The organism is Janthinobacterium sp. SUN120 (assembly GCF_030397735.1).
Taxonomy (GTDB): domain Bacteria; phylum Pseudomonadota; class Gammaproteobacteria; order Burkholderiales; family Burkholderiaceae_D; genus Janthinobacterium; species Janthinobacterium kumbetense.
In genome coordinates, this window is record NZ_JAPUBW010000005.1 from 51271 (window position 1) to 73556 (window position 22286).

General features: G+C 63.8%; 21 protein-coding genes and 2 tRNA genes. 10 read left to right on the top strand and 13 right to left on the bottom strand.

Annotated elements, in window-relative coordinates:
- Nucleotides 1-49 precede the first annotated feature (49 nt).
- The 3 genes from O0879_RS22805 (at nt 50) to O0879_RS22815 (ending at nt 5113) form a co-directional block, all read left to right on the top strand.
- A complete protein-coding gene (locus tag O0879_RS22805) occupies nt 50-475 on the top strand; it encodes a divergent PAP2 family protein (protein ID WP_289918902.1) in 426 nt (141 codons plus the stop codon).
- A 240-nt stretch (nt 476-715) separates the two neighbouring features.
- The gene (locus O0879_RS22810) at nt 716-1888 is read left to right on the top strand and encodes an efflux RND transporter periplasmic adaptor subunit (RefSeq protein ID WP_077401247.1); all 1173 of its coding nucleotides are present in this window, start codon (nt 716-718) and stop codon (nt 1886-1888) included.
- Between the two features lie 3 nt (nt 1889-1891).
- Nucleotides 1892-5113 (top strand): efflux RND transporter permease subunit, encoded by a 3222-nt coding sequence (locus O0879_RS22815; RefSeq protein WP_289918903.1) that lies wholly within the window; start codon nt 1892-1894, stop codon nt 5111-5113.
- A 99-nt stretch (nt 5114-5212) separates the two neighbouring features.
- Here O0879_RS22815 and O0879_RS22820 read toward each other — a convergent pair whose 3' ends face one another.
- From O0879_RS22820 to O0879_RS22840, 5 genes are all read right to left on the bottom strand, one after another.
- A complete protein-coding gene (locus O0879_RS22820; RefSeq protein ID WP_289918904.1) occupies nt 5213-5530 on the bottom strand; it encodes a hypothetical protein in 318 nt (105 codons plus the stop codon).
- Nucleotides 5531-5766: 236 nt separating this feature from the next.
- The gene (locus tag O0879_RS22825; protein WP_289912182.1) at nt 5767-6690 is read right to left on the bottom strand and encodes an S-adenosyl-l-methionine hydroxide adenosyltransferase family protein; all 924 of its coding nucleotides are present in this window, start codon (nt 6688-6690) and stop codon (nt 5767-5769) included.
- A gap of 20 nt (nt 6691-6710) precedes the next feature.
- A complete protein-coding gene (locus O0879_RS22830) occupies nt 6711-9224 on the bottom strand; it encodes a TonB-dependent receptor (protein ID WP_289918906.1) in 2514 nt (837 codons plus the stop codon).
- 120 nt (nt 9225-9344) lie between these two features.
- Complete coding sequence (locus tag O0879_RS22835) at nt 9345-9716, bottom strand: phosphoglycerate mutase family protein (protein ID WP_289918907.1); 372 nt, start codon at nt 9714-9716, stop codon at nt 9345-9347.
- A gap of 244 nt (nt 9717-9960) precedes the next feature.
- Nucleotides 9961-11361, bottom strand: a complete 1401-nt coding sequence (locus O0879_RS22840) for a cation:dicarboxylase symporter family transporter (RefSeq protein WP_289918909.1) — start codon at nt 11359-11361, stop codon at nt 9961-9963.
- Nucleotides 11362-11623: 262 nt separating this feature from the next.
- Here O0879_RS22840 and O0879_RS22845 point away from each other — a divergent pair, with 262 nt between their 5' ends.
- From O0879_RS22845 to O0879_RS22855, 3 genes are read left to right on the top strand one after another with little or no spacing between them, the layout of a single operon-like run.
- Nucleotides 11624-12001 carry a nuclear transport factor 2 family protein gene (locus O0879_RS22845; RefSeq protein WP_289918910.1) on the top strand — a complete coding sequence of 126 codons (378 nt, stop codon included), beginning with the start codon at nt 11624-11626 and terminating at the stop codon, nt 11999-12001.
- 13 nt (nt 12002-12014) lie between these two features.
- Nucleotides 12015-12404 carry a hypothetical protein gene (locus O0879_RS22850; RefSeq protein ID WP_289899322.1) on the top strand — a complete coding sequence of 130 codons (390 nt, stop codon included), beginning with the start codon at nt 12015-12017 and terminating at the stop codon, nt 12402-12404.
- 33 nt (nt 12405-12437) lie between these two features.
- A complete protein-coding gene (locus tag O0879_RS22855; RefSeq protein ID WP_289918913.1) occupies nt 12438-13043 on the top strand; it encodes a hypothetical protein in 606 nt (201 codons plus the stop codon).
- Nucleotides 13044-13303: 260 nt separating this feature from the next.
- Here O0879_RS22855 and O0879_RS22860 read toward each other — a convergent pair whose 3' ends face one another.
- Nucleotides 13304-13912 (bottom strand): YigZ family protein, encoded by a 609-nt coding sequence (locus O0879_RS22860; protein ID WP_289918915.1) that lies wholly within the window; start codon nt 13910-13912, stop codon nt 13304-13306.
- Between the two features lie 67 nt (nt 13913-13979).
- Nucleotides 13980-14237: a hypothetical protein gene (locus O0879_RS22865; protein WP_289918917.1), complete on the bottom strand. Its 258-nt coding sequence runs from the start codon at nt 14235-14237 to the stop codon at nt 13980-13982.
- 128 nt (nt 14238-14365) lie between these two features.
- On the opposite strand from O0879_RS22865, the gene O0879_RS22870 reads away from it, so the two are divergent.
- Nucleotides 14366-15082 carry a helix-turn-helix transcriptional regulator gene (locus tag O0879_RS22870; protein ID WP_289919213.1) on the top strand — a complete coding sequence of 239 codons (717 nt, stop codon included), beginning with the start codon at nt 14366-14368 and terminating at the stop codon, nt 15080-15082.
- Nucleotides 15083-15165: 83 nt separating this feature from the next.
- Complete coding sequence (locus O0879_RS22875; protein WP_289918919.1) at nt 15166-16092, top strand: LysR family transcriptional regulator; 927 nt, start codon at nt 15166-15168, stop codon at nt 16090-16092.
- Between the two features lie 6 nt (nt 16093-16098).
- On the opposite strand, the gene O0879_RS22880 is transcribed toward O0879_RS22875, so the two are convergent.
- The 5 genes from O0879_RS22880 to O0879_RS22900 all read right to left on the bottom strand — a co-directional run bounded on the left by O0879_RS22880 (nt 16099) and on the right by O0879_RS22900 (nt 19103).
- Entirely contained in the window at nt 16099-17067 is a 969-nt protein-coding gene (locus O0879_RS22880) for an LLM class oxidoreductase (RefSeq protein WP_289918921.1), read from the bottom strand.
- On the bottom strand, nt 17064-17552 hold the full coding sequence (locus O0879_RS22885) for a nuclear transport factor 2 family protein (RefSeq protein WP_289918923.1): 489 nt from the start codon (nt 17550-17552) through the stop codon (nt 17064-17066). Before O0879_RS22885 ends, O0879_RS22880 begins: the two co-directional genes overlap by 4 nt.
- A gap of 15 nt (nt 17553-17567) precedes the next feature.
- Entirely contained in the window at nt 17568-18668 is a 1101-nt protein-coding gene (locus O0879_RS22890) for an alkene reductase (RefSeq protein WP_289918925.1), read from the bottom strand.
- 212 nt (nt 18669-18880) lie between these two features.
- Nucleotides 18881-18956 (bottom strand) — tRNA-Lys (locus O0879_RS22895).
- 71 nt (nt 18957-19027) lie between these two features.
- A tRNA-Lys gene (locus O0879_RS22900) sits at nt 19028-19103 on the bottom strand.
- Between the two features lie 119 nt (nt 19104-19222).
- Between O0879_RS22900 and O0879_RS22905 the strand changes: the two genes are divergently transcribed.
- Both O0879_RS22905 and O0879_RS22910 read left to right on the top strand, forming a co-directional pair.
- Nucleotides 19223-19681 carry a MarR family transcriptional regulator gene (locus O0879_RS22905; RefSeq protein ID WP_289918926.1) on the top strand — a complete coding sequence of 153 codons (459 nt, stop codon included), beginning with the start codon at nt 19223-19225 and terminating at the stop codon, nt 19679-19681.
- A complete protein-coding gene (locus O0879_RS22910) occupies nt 19678-21165 on the top strand; it encodes an MDR family MFS transporter (RefSeq protein ID WP_289918929.1) in 1488 nt (495 codons plus the stop codon). Before O0879_RS22905 ends, O0879_RS22910 begins: the two co-directional genes overlap by 4 nt.
- Here the strand turns inward: O0879_RS22910 and O0879_RS22915 are convergent.
- A complete protein-coding gene (locus O0879_RS22915; protein ID WP_289918931.1) occupies nt 21159-22247 on the bottom strand; it encodes an NADH:flavin oxidoreductase/NADH oxidase in 1089 nt (362 codons plus the stop codon). The genes O0879_RS22910 and O0879_RS22915 overlap by 7 nt on opposite strands.
- Between the last annotated feature and the right edge of the window lie 39 nt (nt 22248-22286).

Sequence of the window (22286 nt, forward strand, 5' to 3'; positions counted from 1 at the left end):
CGCCTGTCTCCCCTGACGCACCCTATACATATATAAGAAGGAATACCCCGTGGATATCGCTTACCTCGTCACGCCCCTGATCACCTGGATCCTGGTCGGACCGATCAAATTCCTGATCAACAGTGTCCGCACGCGGCAATGGGCGTTCGGCCTGGTCGGCAATGGCGGCTTTCCCAGCAACCATAGCGCCGTCGTGTCCAGCATGGCGACCCTGATCGCCTTGCGCGAAGGCATCGGCCATCCCGCCTTCGGCGTGGCAGTGACCTTGGCTTTCATCGTCATCATCGACGCCAACAGCCTGCGCCAGCACGTGGGCAAGCAGGCGGCCGCCATCAACCGCCTGGCCAAGGAAGCGGCCAGCCCCGCGCATACCTGGTTGCGCGAGCGCATGGGCCATACCCTGGTGGAAATCGCCGGCGGCCTGTGCACGGGCGTGGCCATCGGTTTCCTGATTAACACCATTTTCGGCCGCTAAGTTCGCTTCCCCTGAAACGCAAAACCCCGCTTCAAGGCGGGGTTTTGCGTTTCAGCGCGTAAAAACTACGTTTCATCCATTGATTAAAGCATTACAGGAAACCGCCGATTGACATGCCCGGACGCGCTCATGGATACTTTGGCGCTTGTGGTTTTAATAAAAATATTATGCTTGCTATCGCTCGCAGCCCTATCCGGGCCGCGGGAACGGTAGTGGTGCTATCTATCCGGAGAATTACCCATGTTGCGCAAAACCCTGTTTGTTCTGGCAATCGCTTCTGCCCTGGCCGCCTGCGGCAAAGAGTCCAAAGATCCCGGCAAGGGCGGCAAGAATGCCAAGGAACAGGCGGGCGCTGCCGCCAATTTGCTCGTGTCCCCGGAAGACTTGCTGACCATCCAGAGCAATGCGCTGGCGTCGGGGCCGGTCATCACCGGTTCCGTGCAGCCCGAGCGCAACGCGGACTTGCGCGCCGAAGTGTCGGCCGTGGTGATCCAGGTCATGAAGGAAAATGGTGAAATCGTCAAGCGGGGCGACGTGCTGGTGCGCCTGGACGAAACGTCCATCCGCGACGGCCTCAATTCGGCCGAGGAAGCCAGCCGCGCCGCCGGCCAGGTGCTGGAGCAGTCCGAACGCATGTTCCAGCGCATGAAAACCCTGCGCGCTTCGGGCATGACGTCGACGCAAGCGCTGGAAGACGCGGAAATCCGCCGCAACAATGCGCAAAGCGATCTGTCCGCCGCGAAAAGCCGCGCCGTGCAAGCGCGCCAGCAGTTGCAGCGCACCCTCGTGCGTGCGCCGTTCGACGGCATCGTGAGCGAGCGCAAGGTATCGAATGGCGATACGGCGCAAATCGGCAAGGAATTGATCAAGGTCATCGATCCAACCAGCATGCGCCTGGAAGGCCTGGTGTCGGCCGACAAGATCGGCGTCGTCAAGGTGGGCCAGCCCGTATTGTTCCGCATCAATGGTTATCCAGGCCAGGATTTCGCGGGCAAGGTGCGACGCGTCGATCCGGCCGCCAACGCCGTCACGCGCCAGGTGGCCGTGCTGGTCGATTTCAATGACAAGGAACAACCGCGCGTGGCCGGCCTGTATGCGGAAGGCCGTATCGAGACGGAGACCGTCAGCGCGCTGATGATCCCCGACTCGGCCCTGGTGAAGGCGGGCGACGTCACGTACACGTGGAAAGTCAAGGACAAGGCTTTGCATAAAGTTAACTTGCGTATAGGCGCGCGCGACGTGCGCACGGGCCAGTGGGAAGTGCAAAGCGGCCTGGCCAGCGGCGACACCGTGCTGCGCACGCCGGGCTCGACCTTCAAAGATGGGCAGAAAGTGGAATTGACGGCCGCCAAGGCCGTGCCAGCCGCCGCCGTGGCCAGCAGCAGCACCGCCGTTGCCGGTAAAGGAAACTAAGCCATGTTCCTTTCTGATTTCAGTATCAAGCGGCCCACCGCCACCATCGTCCTGATCCTGGCCATGATGTGCGTCGGCTTGCTGGCGCTCAAGAAATTGCGCGTCAACCAGAATCCGGACGTCGAAGTGCCGTTCATCGTCGTCAGCATTCCTTATCCTGGCGCGTCGCCCGACACGGTCGAGCGGGAAGTGGTGAACCGCCTGGAAAAGTCCTTGCAAAGCATTTCCGGCGTGACCGAAGTCAACAGCGATTCGAATGAAGGTTCGGCCAGCATCTTCCTGAAGTTTTCCTTCAATACCAATTTGATCGAAGCGTCCGACAATATCCGCAATGCGATTGCCGCCGTGCGCTACAAGTTGCCGACGGAAATGCGCGAACCTATCCTGCAGCGCATCGATCCGGCTGCAGAGCCCATCATGCAGCTGGCCCTGTCGTCGAATACGCAAAGCCATGCGGAAATTTCGCGCCTGGCCGAGGACGTGCTGTCGGACCGCTTCCGCACCGTCGATGGCGTGGCGCTGGTCAACGTGGGCGGTTCGCTCAAGCGCGAACTGTCCGTGCTGCTGCGGGCGGAAAAGTTGCGTGAATACAATGTTTCCGTCAGCGACGTCGTCACCGCCTTGCGCAACCAGAACACGAATGCGCCCGTGGGCAAGGTGCGCGGCATCCTGGACGAGAAAAGCATTCGCCTCGTGGGCCGCATCGAGTCGCCAAGCGACTTCGAGAAAGTGGTGATCAAGCGCCGCGGCGAGGAAATCGTGCGTCTGGCGCAAGTGGCCACCATCGAAGATGGCTTTGCCGAAGTCAACAGCCTGAGCATGCGCAGCGGCAAGCCCAACGTGGGCATTTCGATCACCCGCGTGCGCGACGCTTCCACCGTCAGCGTGGCCAACAAGATCCGCGACATGGTGGCGGAAATCAACAAGACCTTGCCGAAAGGCACGATCCTGCAAGTGACGCGCGACGGCGGCGAAAACGCCCAGCATAGCTTGAACAACGTGATCGAATCGCTGGTACTGGGCGCCGTGCTGACGATTTTCGTCGTCTACGCCTTCCTGAACTCGTGGCGTTCGACCCTGATCACGGCGTTGAGCCTGCCTACGTCCGTGATTGCCGCCTTCATTGCCGTGTGGCTGTGCGGCTTTACCCTGAACTTCATGACCTTGCTGGGCTTGTCGCTGGCCATTGGCGTGCTGATCGATGATGCCATCGTGGTGCGTGAAAACATCGTGCGTCACATGCAGATGGGCAAGGACCGCCGCACGGCCGCGCTGGAAGGCACGGCCGAGATCGGCATGGCCGTGGCCGCCACGACCTTCTCCATCATCGCCGTCTTCATTCCCGTCGCGTTCATGCCCGGCATTTCCGGCGAATGGTTCCGTCCGTTTGCATTGACGGTGACGTGCTCGGTGCTCGTCAGCCTGGGCATCTCGTTTACGCTCGACCCGATGTTGTCTGCCTACTGGGGCGACCCGGTCGAGGAACACTCGGCGCCGAAAAAAGGCATCGGCCGCGTACTGGAAAAATTCAACCACTGGTTCGACCACCAGGCCGACCGCTACGGCCGCGTGATCGCCTGGGCACTGCATCACCGCCGCTGGATGGCCGTGATCGCCTTCGGCAGCCTGGTGGGCGCCATCGCCCTGCACGCTACCCATGGCGGCACGAGTTTCCTGCCAGCATCCGATTCGGGCAACTTGATGATCAATGTGCGCACGCCATCGTCGAGCAGCATCGAGTATTCGCGTTTGAAACTGGAAGCGGCGGCCGTGCTGGCGCGTACCTTGCCTGAAACCAAGGATACCAACAGTTCCATCAATGCGGGCGGCGGACGAGTGTATGTCGACATTGGCAAGCGCAATACCCGCAAGCGTTCGGCCAAGGAAATCGCCGTCGAGCTGCGCGAAAAGATGTCGCGCCTGGTGGGGGCCGAATACGTGGTGCAGGATGACTTGAGCAACGGTTCGCAAAAGCCGATCCAGGTGGAATTCACGGGCCCGGATTCGCGTAAATTGATGGAAATCACGAATGCCTATATGGACAAGCTGCGCACGATTCCCGGCGCCGTCGACGTGGGCCTGTCCGAGCAAGACCCGAAGAACGAGCTGCAGATCGAGCTCAACCGTGGCTTGGCCAACTCGATGGGCATTTCCGTCAATGATGCAGCGCAATCGTTGCGCGTGGCCTTTGCCGGCGTGGAAGTGGGCGACTGGGTCGATCCGACGGGCGAAACGCGCGACGTGGCCGTGCGCCTGCATCCCGATGACCGCGTGGCGTCGGAAAACATCGAGCGCCTGCCGATCAGCGTGACGGGTACCTCGCAAATGGTCCCGCTCGACCAGATCGCCACCATCACCATGGGCAAAGGTCCGTCCGGCATCGAGCACAAGAATGGCAAGCGCACGATTACCGTGTCGGCCAATGCGCAAGGCCGCTCGAACGGCGAAGTGACGAGCGACGCCATGAAGCTGGCCAATTCCATCGACTTCCCGCCCGGCTACGGCCTGGCGCTCGGTGGCGCCGGCCAGGACCAGCAAGAGCTGTTCACGGAAATGCTGATCGCGCTGGTGATGGGTATCGGCCTGATGTATTTGATCCTGGTCATGCAGTTTGGTTCATTTACCGCGCCGGTGGCCGTGATGATGTCCTTGCCGCTCAGTTTGATCGGCGTGGTGGTGGCGCTGGTGATCACCAATAACACCCTCAACCTGATGAGCTTTATCGGCATCATCATGCTGATGGGGCTGGTCGCCAAGAACGCCATCCTGTTGCTGGACGCGGCGCGCAAGCGCGAGGAAGAGGGCCATGGCCGCGAGGACGCGCTGATGTATGCGGGCCGCATGCGTCTGCGCCCCATCCTGATGACGACGTTCGCGCTGATTGCCGGCATGTTCCCCGTGGCGCTGGGCCTGGGCGAGGGCGGCGAGTTCTACCGTCCATTGGCGATCGCCATCATCGGCGGCACCATCACCTCGACGATTCTGACCCTGCTGGTCGTGCCGACCTTCTACGACAGCATCGAAATCGCCCGCGATGGCGCCGTGGCCAAGTTCCACCGCCGCGCCGCGCGCATGCCCGTGGCCGTAGCCATGATCTTGACCTTGATCGAGTGCGTGCTGACCCTGCTGCTGGTGCGCTTCGCTTACCGCATGCTGAAAAAGGCCGTGCTGTTCCTGATGGGACGCCGCACGCCGAAGGCGACGTCGGTCAGCCTGCAAAAGTAAAACCGGGCCAAGGCCAGCTTGCGCTGCGCCGTGGTATTTCAAGAGCCTTCCGCGGAAGGCTCTTTTTTTTGCCTGCCCGGTTGGCCAGGACGCGGCGCGCTAGCTGTTGCGCGGTGGCGGCGTGGTCCCTGTGCCTGTGCCGTTGCCAGGCGGCGTGGTGGAGGGCGGGGTGGTCGTGCCATCGGGGTTGGTGGTGGTGCCCGGTGCCATCCCTGGCGTGGCCGGCGTGGTGGCGTCCGGATTGGTCGTGCCCGTGGTACCGGACGTGCCGCTGGTGGCGGGCGGCGTTGCCGGCGCGGTGGCGGCGGGCGTGGCGGTGGTGCTGGTATCGTTGCGTTTGTTGCAACCGCCCAGCAGCGCACAGACGATGGCGCTGCCGAGGACGAGCTTGCTGGTGGTCAGGAGTGGAGCCGTCATGATTGTTCCTTTTCAGTGTAAGACTGTCGTGGAAACGCATGCCTCGCCAGATTGCGCATCTGGAACAAGGCTGGCATCGCTTGCAAGGTTTAGAGTAGGCGGGCCGGTACAGGTTCACCGGACTTGCACAGGCGCGATGCTGGCGGAGACGGGGAGCGCGCTGCGTTTGACGCAGCGCAAATCCGCAAGGGATATGGGGTGGACCAGGACAGGACGTCCTGGCCGCGCAAGACGATTTATTTGGCGGCAGGGGCCTTGCTCACTTCCACTTCCCAATCCACGCCCGACTCGACGTGGTGCTTGGCTGCAAAGTCGCCCTGGCTGATGGCGACGGCCACGTCGAGCAGGCTGTTCAGGTAGACGAGGGGCTTGCCCTTGGCGACGCCACCAAACGTGTGCTCGAACGGCGCCGTGACCTTGGCCACTTGCTTGCCCTTGTGCAAGATGCGTACTTGCAGCGGGTCGTGCAGTTTTACCTGCAATTCATCGAGCAGGGATTTCGGGATATTCGTCCATACATTCCCGTATTTCACATCCAGCACGGGCACGATGCCGCGAATCGTGTTGCCATCGCGTACAGGCTTTTGATACGCGATCTTCACCACGGATTCGCTCGGCAATTGAGGACCCACCTGTTCATAGCTGATGGCGCCCGACGCCAGGCGCGCACCCACGTACGCGTACACGTCGCGGCCATGGAAGGTGTACGACTCGCTTGATCCCGCCAGGCGGTTGACCTTTTCATCGATTTCGCGCAGTTCGGCCACGCCGTCGCGCTCGGCGATCAGGGTGAACAGGCCATTGTCCGGCCCCACGAAGTAGCGCCCGCCCTTGGTTTTCAGCACTACCGACTTGCGCGCCGTGCCCACGCCCGGATCGATGACGGAAACGAATACCGTGCCTTGCGGCCAGTAATTGGCCGTCTGGTACAAGCGGTAGGCGCCCAGCCAGATGTCGTAGTCGGGAATCTGGTGCGTCAGGTCCGAAATGGTCAGCTGCGGATCGACGCCATAGGCCACGCCATGCATGGCCGACACGGCGCCATCGGCCGTGCCGAAGTCCGTCATCAGCACCAGCGGCGCGCCGGCCTGGGCGGACGACAGCAGGAGGGCGCTCAGGCAGGTGCCGGCGACGAGGTGGGAGAGGCGTTTGATGATCATGATTTCCTTTGTATCCAGTGTCAGAACGTGTAGCTTAATTTAGCGTAAAAGTACGCGCCATTGACGCCAATGGGGTTGATGAAATTGTAGGGCAGGGCGCCGCCATACGTGGCGTTATTCGTTTCCCGCACGCGCTGCGGATAGCGGTCGAGGATGTTGTTGCCGCCTACGCTCAAGGTCAGTTGCTTGCTCAGTTTCAATTGGCCTTCCAGGTCCAGCGACCAGACGGCGCCGAAGCGCTGGGCGGGGATGCCGTCGATCAAGGGGGCATCGCTGTCGTACGAAAAATCTTTCAGCTCGCCAAAGCGCGTGGCGCGCGCCTGCACGCCCCAGCCGGCTGCCTGCCAGTCGGCGCCGAGGATTAATTTGCTGGACGGTGACGCATGTTTGATGCGGAACAAACTCGTCTCCGTCAGCAGGGTCAGACTGGGATCGATGTTGGCCAGCGCAGCGGAACTCTGGCGTACCTTGTCAAGGCTGGTCTTGTTCAGGTTCAGCGCCGCATTCAGGTTCAGCTTGCCTGAGGTGAACGCCAGGTCGTGGTTCAGCACCACGTCCAGGCCCTTGGTTCGGGTGTCGAGCAGGTTGGCCAGGTAGGCAACGGACTGGATGTCGCTGCGGTCATTCGCGGCCAGGTAGGCCGTGACGGCGTCGCTTTGCAAGTCGCTCGAACGCGTGATGCGGTCGCGGATGCGGATCACGTAGGCGTCTACCGTCACGCTGGTGGTGGCGGCCGGTTTCCAGGCCAGGCCCAGCGAGACGTTGGTCGATTTTTCAGGTTTCAGCTGTTGCGCGCCGAAGCTGCGTGCCAGCGGGTCGCTGGCCGGCAGCAGGGCCGCCGTTTGCAGGGCCGTGCCATCGGCGTTGAAGTTCAGGGTGGCGAAGCGGAAACCCGTCTGCACGAGGGCCGGCGCGCGGAAACTGTTCGACAGCGAACCGCGCAGGAGGAAGTTGTCCGTCACTTTATAACGCGTCGACAGCTTGCCCGTGCTGGCGCTGCCGAAGTCGCTGTAATCGGAATAGCGGGCGGCGGCGCCTACCAGCAGGCGCGGCGTGAGGTCGCTTTCCACGTCCGCATACACGGAGCGGATTTGCCGGCTGCCGTCGTAGGCGTCCGATGGGCGCAAGCCTGGCCCCGCCTGCGCGCCCGGCGGCGCATCGGTAAAGCTGCCGGCCGCATACGAGGCAGGGTCGCCAGCCGAGCTGGTGTAGGTTTCGCGCATCCATTCGGCGCCCACCGCCAGGTTCAAGGGGGCGGGCAAGCCGATGTCGATGCTGCGCGTGGCATCGAGATTCAAGGCCTTCTGGCGGAAGTCGAAGCCGGCCAGGTTGAAACGCGTGGGGCTGGCAGCGCCCAGCGAAGCGTTGACGGAGTGGTTCACGCCGTAGTCAAAGCGGTCGCTGCCGTGGCGCGCGCTGGCGTCCCAGTTCCACTCGCCCCAGCTGCCGCGCACGCCGGCCACGATGCTGAGGTCGCGCTTGTCGCCGTTGGTGACGGGGCGGTAGCCGTTCGGATACAGGGCCAGTACATTCGACGGGTCGCCCGGATAGCGGAAGTAGGCGCTGCCATCTGATGTGCGCTCGTTGAGGGTGGCAAACGAATACAGGTCCAGGCCGTTATCCAGGGTGAGCTGGGTGTTGTAGAACAGATAGTGGTTGCGCTGGCGCGAGTCGCCCGACTTGAACACCACCTTGCCGTCGAGGGCCTGGTCGGCTGGCGTGAAGTTGTAGGAAGTCCAGCCCGCGTCGCTGGGGCCGGCACGTTCCGTGGGCGAGCGGCGCCGCGTTTCCGCGCCGAAGCGGAAGAATCCCGCCTCGCCCAGCGGTACGCCATAGTCGGCGTTGACGATGACGGTCTGGCCATCCGTCAGGGTTTGATCGGTCGGGTCGAAATGCGTGTGGTTGGCGCCATAGCTGATGGACGCGGCGCCGCCCGTACGGGCTTTTTTTAGCACGATGTTGATCACGCCCGCCACGGCATCGCTGCCGTACTGGGCGCCGGCGCCGTCGCGCAGGATTTCGATATGGTCGATGGCGTTCGGCGGAATGGCGTTGATGTCCACCGGCACGGTGCCGGCAAAGCTGCTTTCCGTGTCGAGCACGGCGCTCGTGTGGCGGCGCTTGCCGTTGATCAGCACCAGCACCTGGTCCGGGGCCAGTCCCCGCAACTGGATGCCGCGCACGGAGTCCGACGCGCCGCTCGACTCGATGCGGGGGAAGTTGATCGAGGGCGACAGGTTTTGCAGGGCCGCGCCCACGTCGCCCGTCGCCAGCGCATTGCTCACTTCGCGCGCGCCGAAACGGTCGATGGGCACGCTGCTGTCGAACACCGTGCGGTTGCGCGCGCGCGAGCCGACGACAGTGACCTGGTCGATGCCGGCGCCCGCCGTTTCAGCGGTGGTGCCTGTGCCGGCGGTGGCTTGCGCGTCCTGGGCCCAGGCGGACGGTGCGGCCAGCATGGCGCAGGCCAGCACGATGGCGCGCAGCGGCGTGGCGGGAAGGGAGGCGGGGGCGGATGAATGGCGCGGATGCAAGGCGGTGTCCTTTGGGCTCGATTAGTGTCGGTGTGGAAACAGTTGCCATGAGCTTAAGGGAGGCGCCCGCCGGCGCTAACGATTCTTTCTGGATATGCTTATGCTGTTGTTTTTATGCCGTTATGACCTCGCGCTCAGGGTTTCGGCGCGGCCGGCATGTCGGGCTGGGTCGTGACTTGTGTGCCGGTCGCCTCCAGCGGTCGAGGATGCCGAACTCTTTTCACGCAGGCGCTCGTCGGCTACCACGCAGGGGAGGCTGTCCGCACTGATGCGCGCCAGCACGGCTTGTGCTGTCCGCCGGGCCCGCATGTAGGGCGAGTACAGCACGACGGTTGCCTGTTGTTCAGGGGGGAGGGTGGCGAACCAGTCACCCAGGGCTTGCGCCTGGCGCGCACCCAGTTTGGCGAGGGGGACGTCGGCATCGCGCGCCACGTTGCCGGTACTTTGGCTGTGACGCACGATGCAGATGTGCTGCGGCCATTTCTGTTTCATCGCCTTGCGCCTTCCTCCATGTTTATTGTCAATCAATACAGAGGGAGGTGGCAAGGCGCGGCGCGCCGCGCCGCTGGTGTGGCTGGACGCGCTTAAGAACGCCTAACAAAACCGTAGCGAGCGGAAGCGAGGCTCGGCGCCCCCGTTGGCTTGAGAAGCGGAACTGTGCGAATGTACGGGGGCGCAGAGCCAGTGAGCATCGGAAACCGCGACCCGCGACGCGCAGTAGGTTTGGTTATGCGTTCTAGGCGGCGTGTTCCGCTTCGTCCAGGTCGGGCGCGTCGTCGCTGTTGTAGACGGCCAGGTCGGTTTGTCCCATGACCCGGCTGGTGACGGTGCCGGCCGTGATCGAACCGCTCACGTTCAGGGCCGTGCGGCCCATGTCGATCAGCGGCTCGACGGAGATCAGCAAGCCGGCCAGCGCGACGGGCAAGTCCATCGCCGACAGCACGATCAGGGCGGCAAACGTGGCGCCGCCGCCCACGCCGGCCACGCCGACGGAACCGATGGTGATGATGGCCAGCAATGGCAGCAGGAAGCTGATCGTGAATGGATCGACGCCGACGGTGGGGGCGATCATGACGGCCAGCATGGCGGGATAGATGCCGGCGCAGCCGTTCTGGCCGATGGTCGAACCGAACGAGGCGGCGAAATTGGCGATGCCTTCCGGCGTGCCCAGACGCTGGGTTTGCGTCTGCACGCTCATCGGGATCGAACCGGCGCTGGTGCGCGAGGTGAACGCGAAGGCCAGCACGGGGAAGACTTTTTTCACGAAGCGCAGCGGGTTCAGGCCCACGCCGGCGATGATGGCCAGGTGCACGAGGAACATCAAGATCAGCGCGCTGTACGAGGCGACGACGAAGTTGATCAATTTCAAGATGTCCGTGTAGCTCGACGAGGCCACCACTTCAAACATCAGCGCGAACACGCCGTACGGCGTCAGGCGCAACACCAGGGTGACCATGCGCATGACGATGGCGTGCGCCACTTTCATGAAGCTTTCGAAGGATGCGAAAATTTCCGGCTTCTTGGCGGCGATGCCCGTGGCCGAGATGCCGATGAAGATGGAAAACACGACCACGGCGATGGTCGACGTCTTGCGTGCGCCCGTCATGTCGAGGAAGGGGTTGGTCGGCACGAAGCTGACCAGCAGTTTCGGCAGCGACAGGGCCTTCGCCGTTTCCAGCGAGCCTTGCAGCTGCACGCCGCGCGCCACTTCGGCGGCGCTCGACGTCAGGCCGACAGCCGTCAGGCCGAACAGCTTGGCCATCAAAATGCCCAACGCGGCAGCGACCGTGGTGGTGATGAGCAGGGTGCCGATGGTCAGCGCGCTGATCTTGCCCAGGGAACTCGCGTCCTTGAGTTTCAATATGGCGGAGATGATGGACACCATGATCAACGGCATGATGATCATTTGCAGCAATTTCACATAGCCGCTGCCGACGATGTCGATGTATTCATTGGTGCCTGCGATGATGGGCGAGCCGGCGCCGTACAGCCACTGCACGGCTGCACCGAGCAGCACGCCCAGACCTAGGCCCGTGAAGACGCGCACGGTAAACGTCGCGTGTTTGCGTTGCTGGTGGAACATGAAGGCGAAGACGATCAGCGCAACGAGCAGGTTCAGAATGATGTTAATTGCCATAAGTGGGCCTTATCTTGGTTTTATTCGAGACTGCGGAGAGCACGTGGAACTTTGCTACCAGTAACTTTCGCTCTTGCCCCGGGCGAAAGGGCAAGCACTGTACAGTACTATGGTGGCGTTTTGCGCAATACCGCTGCGAATATTACGCTATATGAATATGCTCCACAGGCATAAGTCTTCCGGCGGATTGTGAAAAACACGATTTCATGCCAGCATGTTTTGCCTATTTATTAATATCGTGCCAATTATTTCAAGGAAAAAGATGAATGCTTTAACGGAAGTGCAGGTACTCGATGCGGAAGAACGCTTGCGCCTGGCCATGATGGCCTCCGACGTGGCGGTACTGAAAGATTTGCTGGCCGATGACTTGTTGTTTACCAATCACCTGGGGCATTTGCTGAGCAAGCATGCGGACCTGGCCGCGCACGAGCAGCGCTTGCTGACCATCACGGACTTGCGTGCCTCCGAGCGCCATGTGCGCGTCAACGGCCACGTGGCCGTGGTTTCCGTGCGCATGCAACTGACGGGCAGCTATCACGACGTGGAAACGCATGGCGACTTCCGTTTTACGCGCGTCTGGGCGCAGGATGCGGCCGGCTCGCTGCAAGTGATCGCCGCCCATTCCGGCGTCGTGGCTTGAGGAGCAAGAGTTAGTGGATCATCGTTCCAAAGGGCAGCTGTTGGAAGCTGTCATCGCCGCCGGCCCGGCCACCCTGGCCATCACGGCCGGCTATCCCGTGCTGCTGTACAACCTGGTGCGCACCTGGTCCGACGCCCCCGGCGCCAATGCGCTGGCCGCGTTGCTGCTGACGGGCGGCCTGTGGGCCTTGCTGGAATTCTGGCGCATCGCCCTGGCGACGGTGGCGCGCAAGGCATACGCGTTCAACTGGCGCTTCTGGCTGGCCATCGCCAGTTTTCTCGCCTGCTTCGTGCGTTTCGTGCCGGATATGCCGGCCGGATTGATGTTGTTGTTGATGGTGCTGCCGGCGCTGGCGTGGACGCATTTCATCTTGTTGCAGATCAAGCGTCCGCGCAAGGCTTGATTGCTGGAAGTGCCGTAGCGGGAGCGATATAGCATGAGTGAAATCCAAAAACTGGGCGAGCAATTCCACGCGATAGCGTCGAAATCCGACTCTTTCATGGCGACGTATGTGGATGCCGTCAAACTGCGCGTGGCGCGAACGCAGATCAGCAAAGGGCCGTTATGTAACGTCAGGCCATTCGATGCCCAAAGGGCCGGCGTCAAGCCGGGAAAAGAGCTGAAGTCGCTGCCCGCGGCGCTGAAAGATACCCATGTCTACCATTTCGATGGGGAAGGCAGGGTCATCCTGGTGGAAAACTATGGCGGATCTGCTGCCATCATCAACAGGAGTTTCTATTTTCATGAGCGCGGCGAACTGAAAAGCGTGCATTTCAATGCGGGAGGGAGCTTGAGGAATGTCATGCTCAGTTTTCTTGACGGGGCACGCATCGCGCAGGACCTCAATTTCGGAAAATTTGGCGAAGGGAGTTACGATTATCTGTATGAGGATGATCGCCTCCATTCCATCATGGTCCGGCAAAGAGAGCATGGCCAGGAAAACCATACCGGATATCAGATTCTGTTCGGCTATGTGGACGGACAGATGGAGAATATTTCCCATGTGTTTACGAATGGATATCAGGAGCAGCGCTATCCATGACGATGGTGGTTTTCAAGGCAAGGCCATGAAAAAACACAGGTGGCATCTGTATTATTCTGGGACAGATGTGGTGGACGCCAATGCAGCGTGGGCGAGCGGGCATGCCGGTGCGGGCATCTGTACAGACTGCGGAAATTACATGCCCGGGAATGAAGGCGATTTCGCCGTGGTGGTGGATCAGCGTATTCCGGCAAAAGCGGATATGTCTTCCATGGGGCGCTTATCACCGTCCATCATGTCCGCCAGGCTGCACCAGTTGATTATGGCTGATCCTCGCCATCCTGCGCGTCCAGCCACTGTATCCGTCCATTCCCCGCCTCCAGCAGGTGGGCGAGCAGGGCGGTGGCCGCCGTTTCAGGCAGGCTGAAGTCGAACAGTACGTCTGCGCCATGTTCCACGTTCAGCAGGGTGGCACCGGCGCCGTCGAGCTCGCGGCGCAGCATGCCTTCCATCGCATACGGCACCGTGCAGCGCAGGGACCTTTGACGCACGATGGCCGTCTTTTCCGCCTGCAACAACGCTTGCGCCACGCTGTCCGTGTAGGCGCGCACGAGGCCGCCTGCACCCAGCTTGATCCCGCCAAAGTAGCGCACGACGGTCGCCAGCACGCCTTCCAGGTCCTGGTGGCGCAGCACGTCGAGCATGGGCCGCCCGGCCGTGCCGCTCGGCTCGCCATCGTCGACGGCCGCCGATTGCCCGCCCGCCAGCAGCGCCCAGCACACATGGCAGGCGCCCGGATGCTGGGCCTTCAAATCGTTGACCACCTGCTGCGCGCTGGCGCGGTCCGTCATCGGTTGCACGCAACCGATGAAACGGCTTTTCTTGATGATCAGTTCGCTGTGGACGGGGGCGGCAATGGTAAACGGCATGGCGAGTGCGGAGGCGGGCAAAGCAGCATGATAGAGGAAATGCGCGCCCGCGACGAGCCAGTGCCGCCTACGTGGCCGATGGCGATACCAGTTCGCGCAGCGCAGCATCGCGCACTTGCACGATGTCGAACAGCCCCAGCGCGTGCAGGGCGGGGAGGGCGTCGCGGATGTCGCGTTCGGCGATGGCTTTTTCGGCGCTGCTGCTCGTGTCGTCCAGCCATAGCCGGGCATTCGCGAGGAAGGCGCCCACCGTGCCCTTGCGCACGGTGATGCCATTGAACTGGCCCTCGTTTTGTTGATCCGGTAACACGTCTTCTGCACGCATGCTGCACTCCTGAATGTCGAAAGACTCCACTGTATGATGGTGGAATTGTCTTGCCTGCGTTGTTTATGACTATCGATACGTCAAATCCGCCAATCTTGCCGCCGACGCTGCTGGCGCCGCTGCGCGCCATGCGCATGTCCCAGCCGCAGGAACGGGTGACGGCGGCGCACCGCCATGCCAGCGGCCAGCTGTTCGGCGCCGAGCGGGGCCTGCTCTCCGTGGCTGCCGACCGCGGGCAGTGGGTGGTGCCGGCCAGCCATTGCGTGTGGATGCCGCCCCATCACGTCCATGCGCTGCGTTCGCATGGACCGTTTGCGGGCTGGAGCGTGTATGTGGACGAGGCCAGTTGCGACGGTCTGCCCGCCGCACCGTGCGTGATGCGCGTCTCGGGCTTGCTGCGCGAAGCGGTGGATCGCGCCAGCAGCTGGGGCGATGGCGTACTCGATGCGCGGCAGGCCCGGGTGGCAGGCGTGATCCTCGACGAGATCGCCGCGGCGCCGCACGAGCCGTTCGGTTTGCCGCTACCCACGGACCCGCGCCTGGTGCGCGTGGCGCGCGCCGTGCTCGATGACCTGGCCGACGAACGGGGCGTGGAAGCGCTGGCCGCCTGGGCCGGCGTCTCGCCGCGCACCCTGGCGCGCCGTTTTACGCTGGAGACGGGTTTTACGCCAACAGCCTGGCGCCAGCGCGCCCGCATCCTGCGCGCCCTGGAACTGCTGGCCGCCGGCCAGCCCGTCACGACGATTGCGCTGGACCTGGGCTACGACACCGTCAGCGCCTTTATCGCCATGTTCAGGCGTTTGATGGGGGTGACGCCGGGCAGGTATGGGGCCATGGCCAGGTGAAGGGCGGCGCGCCAGCGTGTTGAAGACTGCAAGCATGCAATCGGCGTAAAATCGCTGAATTCATTCTCTCGATTCCATAATATATGCACAACGACGACCGCTTCGATGGCATCAACGATTTCGTCATGACCGTCAAGCTGGGCAGTTTTGCCGCCGCTGCCGCCGCACAAGGTGTGACGGCGTCGGGCGTGGGCAAGAGCGTGTCGCGGCTGGAAGCGCGCCTGGGCACCAAGCTGCTGCACCGTACCACGCGCCGCCTGACCTTGACGCCGGAAGGGCGCACGTATTACGACATGTGCGTGCAGATGCTGGAAGACCTGGAGGCGACGGAGCATGGCCTGATCGTCGGCCAGCAAGTGCCCACGGGACGCCTGCGCGTCGATGTGCCGGCCGCGTTCGGCCGCCGCCACATCCTGCCCACCTTGCTGGCACTGGCCGAACAGCACACAGGCATCGAACTGGCCGTGACCTTCACGGACCGCACCGTCAACCTGGTCGAGGAGGGCATCGACCTGGCCGTGCGCATCGGCGCATTGAACAACGATGCGGACCTGGTGGCGCGCCAGCTGGGCACGCAGCGGCTGCTGATCTGCGCCGCCCCGTCCTACCTGGCGCGCCACGGTACGCCGCAGGTGCGCGATGACCTGGCCCGCCACGATTGCATCGTGGGCTGGCGCCGGCAAGGGCCGGCAGTCTGGCTGCTGCGCGAGGCCGACGGCAGCTCCACCGAGCAGGCCATCCGCGTGCGGCATGCCTTGCGCGACGGCGAAGCGATGCTGGCGGCGACTCTGGCGGGCGCCGGCCTGTGCCAGCTGCCCACCTGGCTGATCGATGCGGACCTGGCGTCGGGCCGGCTGGTGCCCGTGCTGGAGCAGCATGCGGGCGGCGAAATGCCGATTCACGCCGTGTGGCCGGCCACGCGCTATGTGAAGCCGCGCCTGCGCGCAGCCATCGATGCGCTGGTGGCGCTGGCGGCCGCACCGAATCCCGTGTTTCACCCCGCCGCTTGAGCGGCCTCAGTCCGCGTGAAACAGGGGCAGTACATGCTCGGCCATCTCCGCGATGACGTCCTCGGCGGGGCGTTGCGACGGCTTCATGTTGAGCGCCACGTGGCGCACGCCCAGTTCGCGCTGCGCCTGCCAGTGTTCGATCAGGGCATGGCGGCCGATGCGCACCACATTGTAGTAGCGCCGGGGCGGCGCGTCCTGGTCCTTGTCCAGGTCGAAGAAGGTGGCGTAGCCATACGCGGGCGGCGGCTGCTCGCCCGCATGGTGGCGCAGGCTGGCCAGGATGTCCTGGATCGCTTGATCATCGTCGACGGACCAGATCCACGCATCGACATTGCGCGCCAGCCAGTCGATGGGCTGGCGCGAGCGGCCGATCGCCAGCATGGGCAGGTGCCGGCGCACGGGCTTGGGCAGCAGGTCCAAGGTGCCGTCCAGGGTGCCGTAATGCTGCGTCGTGGCGGCGGGGAAGTCTTGTTCGCCCAGCTGGCGCAGCAGCGCGAAGGCTTCGCGGTAGCGTTCGTCGCGATTGTCGAAATCGGCGCCGAAGGCCGGATATTCGGCCGGGCGGTCGCCCGTCGACAGGCCAAGCAGGAAGCGTCCGCCGCTCAATTGATCCACCGAGGCCGCCTGCTTGGCGACGATGACGGGATCGCGCAAGGGCAGCACGATGCCGGCCGTGCCAATGCTGATGCGTTTGGTGACCGAGGCCAGGAAGCCTGCATACACGAAGGGATCGAATACCTGCCCCGCGTCGCCGAAGGCCGGGTCGAGGAAGGGTACGTCGCGCAGCCAGATGCTGGCAAAGCCCGCATCGTCGACCAGCCTGGCCATGCGTTCATGGTCCTGCAGCGTGGGCACGGGCGTGCCGGGATACGCTTCCAGCGGCGCGATCAGGCCGAAGCTCAGCTTGCCCGGACTGAACACGCGCCGGAATGGGGCGTGCTGCGCCAGGTCCATGTTCGTTCCAGCCGCCGTCATGCGCCCTCCCGTGCGGGCAGTTCCAGATCGTCGCCGGGATGGCCGCCGCCGCCATTGCGCGCGGGCCAGAAGATGTCGAGCTGCGAGCGGCTGATCTGCCAGCGGCCGTCGATGCGGCGGTATTCGTCCGCATACGCACCCAGCAAAATCCACGGGTCGCGCTGCTCCGGCTGGCGCGTGTGCAGGTCGATCAGGTAGCAGCGCCCCTGCGCCGTGTCGGCGTCGAGCAGTTCCACCCAGTGGTTCGTCACGGCGTGCAGGAAAGGGTAGCTGCCGTGGCGCTCCTTGTCGTAGTCGTCGAAGGCCCGCTGCAGGCCGGCGCGGATGGCGTCGCGGCCCCGCCATGCGCCCAGTCCCGCGTTGCAGACGGCGTCCGGCGCGAACAGTTCGGCCGCCTGTGCGATGCGGTTGCCGTCCAATAAATGGCTGTAGCGGATGCGCAGGTTTTTGATGGCTTCCAGGTCCAGCAGTGTTTGCACGTTCATCGTGTGTCCTTTTATTTATTGCGCCGCAAAGGCGGGGTAGTCCGTATAGCCGTTCGCGCCGTGCGGGCCGTAGAAGGTGGCGCGCTCGGCCTGCGCCAGCGGCCAGCCATGGCGCAGGCGCTCGACCAGGTCGGGGTTGGCGATGAACGGGCGGCCAAAGGCGGCCAGGTCGATGCGGCCCTCCTGCAATGCCGCTTCCGCGCTGTCGCCGTCGAAGCCGCCCGCCGAGATCAGCGTGCCTCGGTAGGCGCGGCGGAAGTCGGCCGCGAAGCCAGCGGGAATCGGCGTCTGCCCCAGGGTCAGCTGGTCGCTCGTGTGCACGTAGGCGAGGCCGCGCGCGTTGAGCGCTTCGGCCAGGGCCAGCCAGGTGGCCGCCTCGTCGTCGAACGGCTGCATGTCGTACAGGCGGCCGAATGGCGAGATGCGCACGCCGACGCGCTGCGCGCCCACTTCCGCACTCAGGGCGTCGATGGTGTCGAGGATCAAACGCAGGCGCTTGGAAATCGTGCCGCCATACGCGTCGTCGCGCGTGTTGAGGGCGCCGTTGATGAATTGTTCGAACAGGTAGCCGTTCGCGCCATGCAGTTCGATGCCATCGAAACCGGCGGCCATGGCGCGCCGCGCGGCCAGCACGAAATCGTTGACGATGCGGGGGATGTCGGCGGCGTCCAGGGCGCGCGGCGCGCTGGCGGGGACTTGTCCAGCCACGCCAGGCGACGCCCAGGCAAACGCGGGCGAGTTGTCCGCGCGGCGCGCAACGGACGACACGGGCGCCGCGCCACCGGCTTGCAGCGACGTATGCGACAGGCGGCCCACATGCCACAGCTGGGCGAAGATGCGCCCGCCCCGTGCGTGCACGGCGTCGCACACCTGGCGCCAGCCGGCTTCCTGGGCATCCGTGTACAGGCCGGGCACGAACAGAAAGCCCGTGCCTTCGCGGCTGACGGGGATGCCTTCGCTGATGATCAGGCCAGCCGACGCGCGCTGGGCGTAGTACAGCGCCGTTTGTTCATCGGGCACGCCATCCCTGGCGCGCGAGCGCGTCATGGGCGCCATGACGATGCGGTTGGGCAGGGGTAATCCTGCGAGGTCATACGGAGTGAAGAGTTTTTTCATGGCCAGTCCTTTCGGTCAAATACGATGCGGTGATACGGGCGCAGGCATTGCCTGTGCCGCCATGCCGTCCATTGTATTTATGAACTGGAAAAAGATAATCTTGGTTTGATTCCATGGACTCGATCCTGTTAGGATTGAATCAGGGAGCGATGGGAGGGGAGGGCTGGAAAACAAAAAAGCCAACCGCGAACGGTTGGCTTCTCTGAAGTATTTGGTAGGCCGTGCGGGATTCGAACCTGCGACCAACGGATTAAAAGTCCGCTGCTCTACCAGCTGAGCTAACGACCCAAAAACTTTGACTACTTACTGCGGTAACGCTGTGCCGTATCAACATGCTTGCCATGCTGACGACTGAATCTTGGTAGGCCGTGCGGGATTCGAACCTGCGACCAACGGATTAAAAGTCCGCTGCTCTACCAGCTGAGCTAACGACCCAAGGGCGGCTATTATGACGGCCAACGGCGGTTTTGGGAAGGGCGGGGGTGGAAAAAACCTTGCGCAGCGCTCGAGGGCGGACTAATATGAGTAGATAGCCTACCTACTTATATATTTCCATGTCCACTACCGAAGACCTTCCTATCCCCGAACGCGCGCTGGTGCTGTCCGATGAATTGCGCACGGCGTTCAAGCGCCTGCTGCGCTCCATGCAGCGCGAAGGGGGCGAGCTGGAAGGCGGCGTGTCGATGATGCAGTACATGCTGCTGGCGCTGATCCACGAGCAGCCCGGCATCGGCGTGGCGGCGCTGGCGCGCCTGCAGAACGTGCGCGGGCCGACCGTCAGCGCGCAGGTCAAGTCGCTGGAAGAGGCGGGTCTCGTCGAGCGCAGCGCGCCCGATCCGCAGGACCGGCGCCGTTCGGGTCTGCACGTGTCCGCGCATGGCCTGGCCATCCTCGAGACCCTGCGCGCGCGACGCCGCGATGCGCTGGCGCGGCGTATCGCCCGCCTGACGCCGCAGCAGGTCGATGCGCTGGCCGCCGCCATGCAGCCTCTTCTTGAGATTGGCCAGGCATGAGCGGCCTTGGCATACCCGCAGGCGCAGAGGCGCCATTGACGGAGCGCGAAGTACGCGCCACCTACCTGGGCCTGATGGCCGTGCTGGGCCTGGGCGCGCTGGACCAGAGCATCGTCGCGACGGCCTTGCCGCGCATCGTCGATGACCTGGGCGGCATGGCGCACCTGTCGTGGGTGGTGACGGCGTACGTGCTGGCCTCGACGGCCACCATGCCCCTGTACGGCAAGCTGGCCGACCAGTACGGCCGCCGCCCCATGATTTTCACGGCCTTGCTGACTTTCCTGCTCGGTTCCGTGCTGTGCGGGCTGGCGCAGAACATGACGGAACTGATCATCTTCCGCGCCATCCAGGGCCTGGGCGCGGGCGGCTTCATGCCGCTGGCGCAGATCATCATCGGCGACATCGTGCCGCCCGCCGAGCGGGGCAAGCGGCAAGGCATGGTGCCCATCGTGTTTGCCGTCACCAGCGTGCTGGGCCCCGTGCTGGGCGGCGTGATCACGGATGCCTTGTCGTGGCACTGGATTTTCTTTGTCAACCTGCCCGTCGGCGCGGCCGCCTTCGTCATCATCGCGCGCGCCATGCGCAAACCCGCGCCCGCGCATGCGCACCGGATCGATTATCTGGGCTCTGCCTTGCTGACGGGCGCCGTCACGGCGGCGCTGCTGGTGCTGGCGCTGGGCGGCACCGAGTGGCCATGGGATGCGCTGGCCATCAAGGTGTGCGGCGGCGTGGCCGTGCTGCTGGGGATCTGGCTGGCCTTCCACGTGGGACGGGTGGATGAACCCGTGCTGCCGCCCGACCTGTTCGAGAACCGCACCTTCAATATCGCCAGCCTGGTGATGGCCATGACGTTCATGGGCCTGATGGGCGCCAGCGTCTTCTTTCCCCTGTTCTTCCAGTTGGTGATGGGCACCAGTCCCGCCGAATCGGGCGTCATGACGGTGGCGATGATGGTGGGGCTGGTGGCGTCGTCGATGTTCAACGGCCGGGTGCTGTCGCGTTCGGGCAAGTACAAGATGGTGCAGGTGGCGGGGCTGGCCGTGGCGGTCGTGGCGTTTGCCGTGCTGGCTTGGGCCATGGAAACGTCGCGCGGTTACTGGATCATCGAGCCGGCCATCTTCTTCCTCGGCACGGGGCTGGGACTGGTGATGCCGAACATGACGATCGCCGTGCAAAATGCCTTGCCGCTGGCACGCCGCGGCGTGGGTACGGCCATGCTGGCCTTTTTCCGCTCGCTGGGCGGCTTGCTGGGCGTGACGGCGTCCGGCGCCATCCTTGCGCGCCAGCTGCACCAGCATGGCGTGGAAGCCGTTTCGGCGCTGGGCGCGCAGGCGGCCGTGCAGACGGTGGAGGTGTACCGCCATGCGATTGCCAGCGTGTTCGGCGCCGGCGCCGTGCTGCTGCTGGTGGGACTGGTCTTCCTGCTGTTCCTGCCGGAACTGCCCCTGGAGGGGCATCCGGCGACGGTCAAGGATGATCAGTAGCGTTCCAGCCAGTGCGCGTAGGGCGCCGGCAGGGTCCACGAGGCGCGTTCCACGCCGAGTTCCTTGGCGGCAAAATATGCCCAGTGCGGATTGGCCAGGTGCGCCTTGCCCACCATCACCACGTCCAGCTGTTCTTCCTTGACGACGCGCTCGGCGATGGCCGGCGTGCCGAAGCCCCAGGCGGACGAGACGGGCACGCCTGCTTCGCGGCGCACGCGCTCGGCGATCGGGCCCATGAAGGCCGGACCCCACGGAATCGACACGTCGGGAATCGTGAAGCCCATGCTGACACTGATCATATCCATGCCGGCATCCTTGAACTGGCGCACGAGGGCTATCGATTCGAGCAGGGTTTGCTCGTCGCGGCCGTCGAATTCCAGCACGCCGAAGCGGATGGTCAGCGGCAGGTGCTCGGGCCACACTTCACGCACGGCTTTCAATGTTTCCAGCAGGAAGCGGCTGCGGTTTTCCAGGCTGCCGCCATAGATATCGTCGCGCCGGTTCGAGTGGGCGGAAAAGAAGCTTTGCGCCAGGTAGCCGTGGGCGAAGTGCAGCTCCAGCCATTCGAAGCCCACTTCGCGGGCGCGCACGGCCGCGTCGACGAAGTTCTGTTTCACTCGGGCAATATCGTCGAGGTCCATGGCGCGCGGCACTTTCGGCAGGCCGCCGCCAAAGGCGATGGCGGACGGGGCGATGGTTTGCCAGCCGCGCGCGTCGCCTTGCGCGATATGGTCGTCGCCTTCCCATGGGCGGTTGGCGCTGGCCTTGCGGCCCGCGTGGGCGATCTGGATGCCGGGAACGGAGCCGGCCGCCTTGATGGCCTTTACCACCGGCACGAAGGCTTGCGCCAAATCATCGTTCCAGATGCCCGTGCAGCCTGGCGTGATGCGGCCTTCGGGCGCCACGGCCGTCGCTTCGACGATCACCAGGCCCGCGCCGCCGCGCGCCATGCCCGCGTAGTGCGACAGATGCCAGTCGTTGGCCTGGCCATCGACGGCCATGTACTGGCACATGGGCGGCACGGCGATGCGGTTGCGCAGGGTGATGCCTTTGAGGGTGTAGGGCTGGAAGAGGGCGGACATGGTGGCCTTTGTGTTTGTTGGTGGAAATGTCGGACAATA

Excerpts from the sequence above, each read along its gene's own strand:
- O0879_RS22810 (WP_077401247.1), top strand. The coding sequence starts at position 716 with ATGTTGCGCAAAACCCTGTTTGTTCTGGCAATCGCTTCTGCCCTGGCC.
- O0879_RS22815 (WP_289918903.1), top strand. The coding sequence starts at position 1,892 with ATGTTCCTTTCTGATTTCAGTATCAAGCGGCCCACCGCCACCATCGTC.
- O0879_RS22820 (WP_289918904.1), bottom strand. The coding sequence starts at position 5,530 with ATGACGGCTCCACTCCTGACCACCAGCAAGCTCGTCCTCGGCAGCGCC.
- O0879_RS22825 (WP_289912182.1), bottom strand. The coding sequence starts at position 6,690 with ATGATCATCAAACGCCTCTCCCACCTCGTCGCCGGCACCTGCCTGAGC.
- O0879_RS22835 (WP_289918907.1), bottom strand. The coding sequence starts at position 9,716 with ATGAAACAGAAATGGCCGCAGCACATCTGCATCGTGCGTCACAGCCAA.
- O0879_RS22840 (WP_289918909.1), bottom strand. The coding sequence starts at position 11,361 with ATGGCAATTAACATCATTCTGAACCTGCTCGTTGCGCTGATCGTCTTC.
- O0879_RS22845 (WP_289918910.1), top strand. The coding sequence starts at position 11,624 with ATGAATGCTTTAACGGAAGTGCAGGTACTCGATGCGGAAGAACGCTTG.
- O0879_RS22855 (WP_289918913.1), top strand. The coding sequence starts at position 12,438 with ATGAGTGAAATCCAAAAACTGGGCGAGCAATTCCACGCGATAGCGTCG.
- O0879_RS22860 (WP_289918915.1), bottom strand. The coding sequence starts at position 13,912 with ATGCCGTTTACCATTGCCGCCCCCGTCCACAGCGAACTGATCATCAAG.
- O0879_RS22865 (WP_289918917.1), bottom strand. The coding sequence starts at position 14,237 with ATGCGTGCAGAAGACGTGTTACCGGATCAACAAAACGAGGGCCAGTTC.
- O0879_RS22870 (WP_289919213.1), top strand. The coding sequence starts at position 14,366 with ATGCGCATGTCCCAGCCGCAGGAACGGGTGACGGCGGCGCACCGCCAT.
- O0879_RS22875 (WP_289918919.1), top strand. The coding sequence starts at position 15,166 with ATGCACAACGACGACCGCTTCGATGGCATCAACGATTTCGTCATGACC.
- O0879_RS22880 (WP_289918921.1), bottom strand. The coding sequence starts at position 17,067 with ATGACGGCGGCTGGAACGAACATGGACCTGGCGCAGCACGCCCCATTC.
- O0879_RS22885 (WP_289918923.1), bottom strand. The coding sequence starts at position 17,552 with ATGAACGTGCAAACACTGCTGGACCTGGAAGCCATCAAAAACCTGCGC.
- O0879_RS22890 (WP_289918925.1), bottom strand. The coding sequence starts at position 18,668 with ATGAAAAAACTCTTCACTCCGTATGACCTCGCAGGATTACCCCTGCCC.
- O0879_RS22905 (WP_289918926.1), top strand. The coding sequence starts at position 19,223 with ATGTCCACTACCGAAGACCTTCCTATCCCCGAACGCGCGCTGGTGCTG.
- O0879_RS22910 (WP_289918929.1), top strand. The coding sequence starts at position 19,678 with ATGAGCGGCCTTGGCATACCCGCAGGCGCAGAGGCGCCATTGACGGAG.
- O0879_RS22915 (WP_289918931.1), bottom strand. The coding sequence starts at position 22,247 with ATGTCCGCCCTCTTCCAGCCCTACACCCTCAAAGGCATCACCCTGCGC.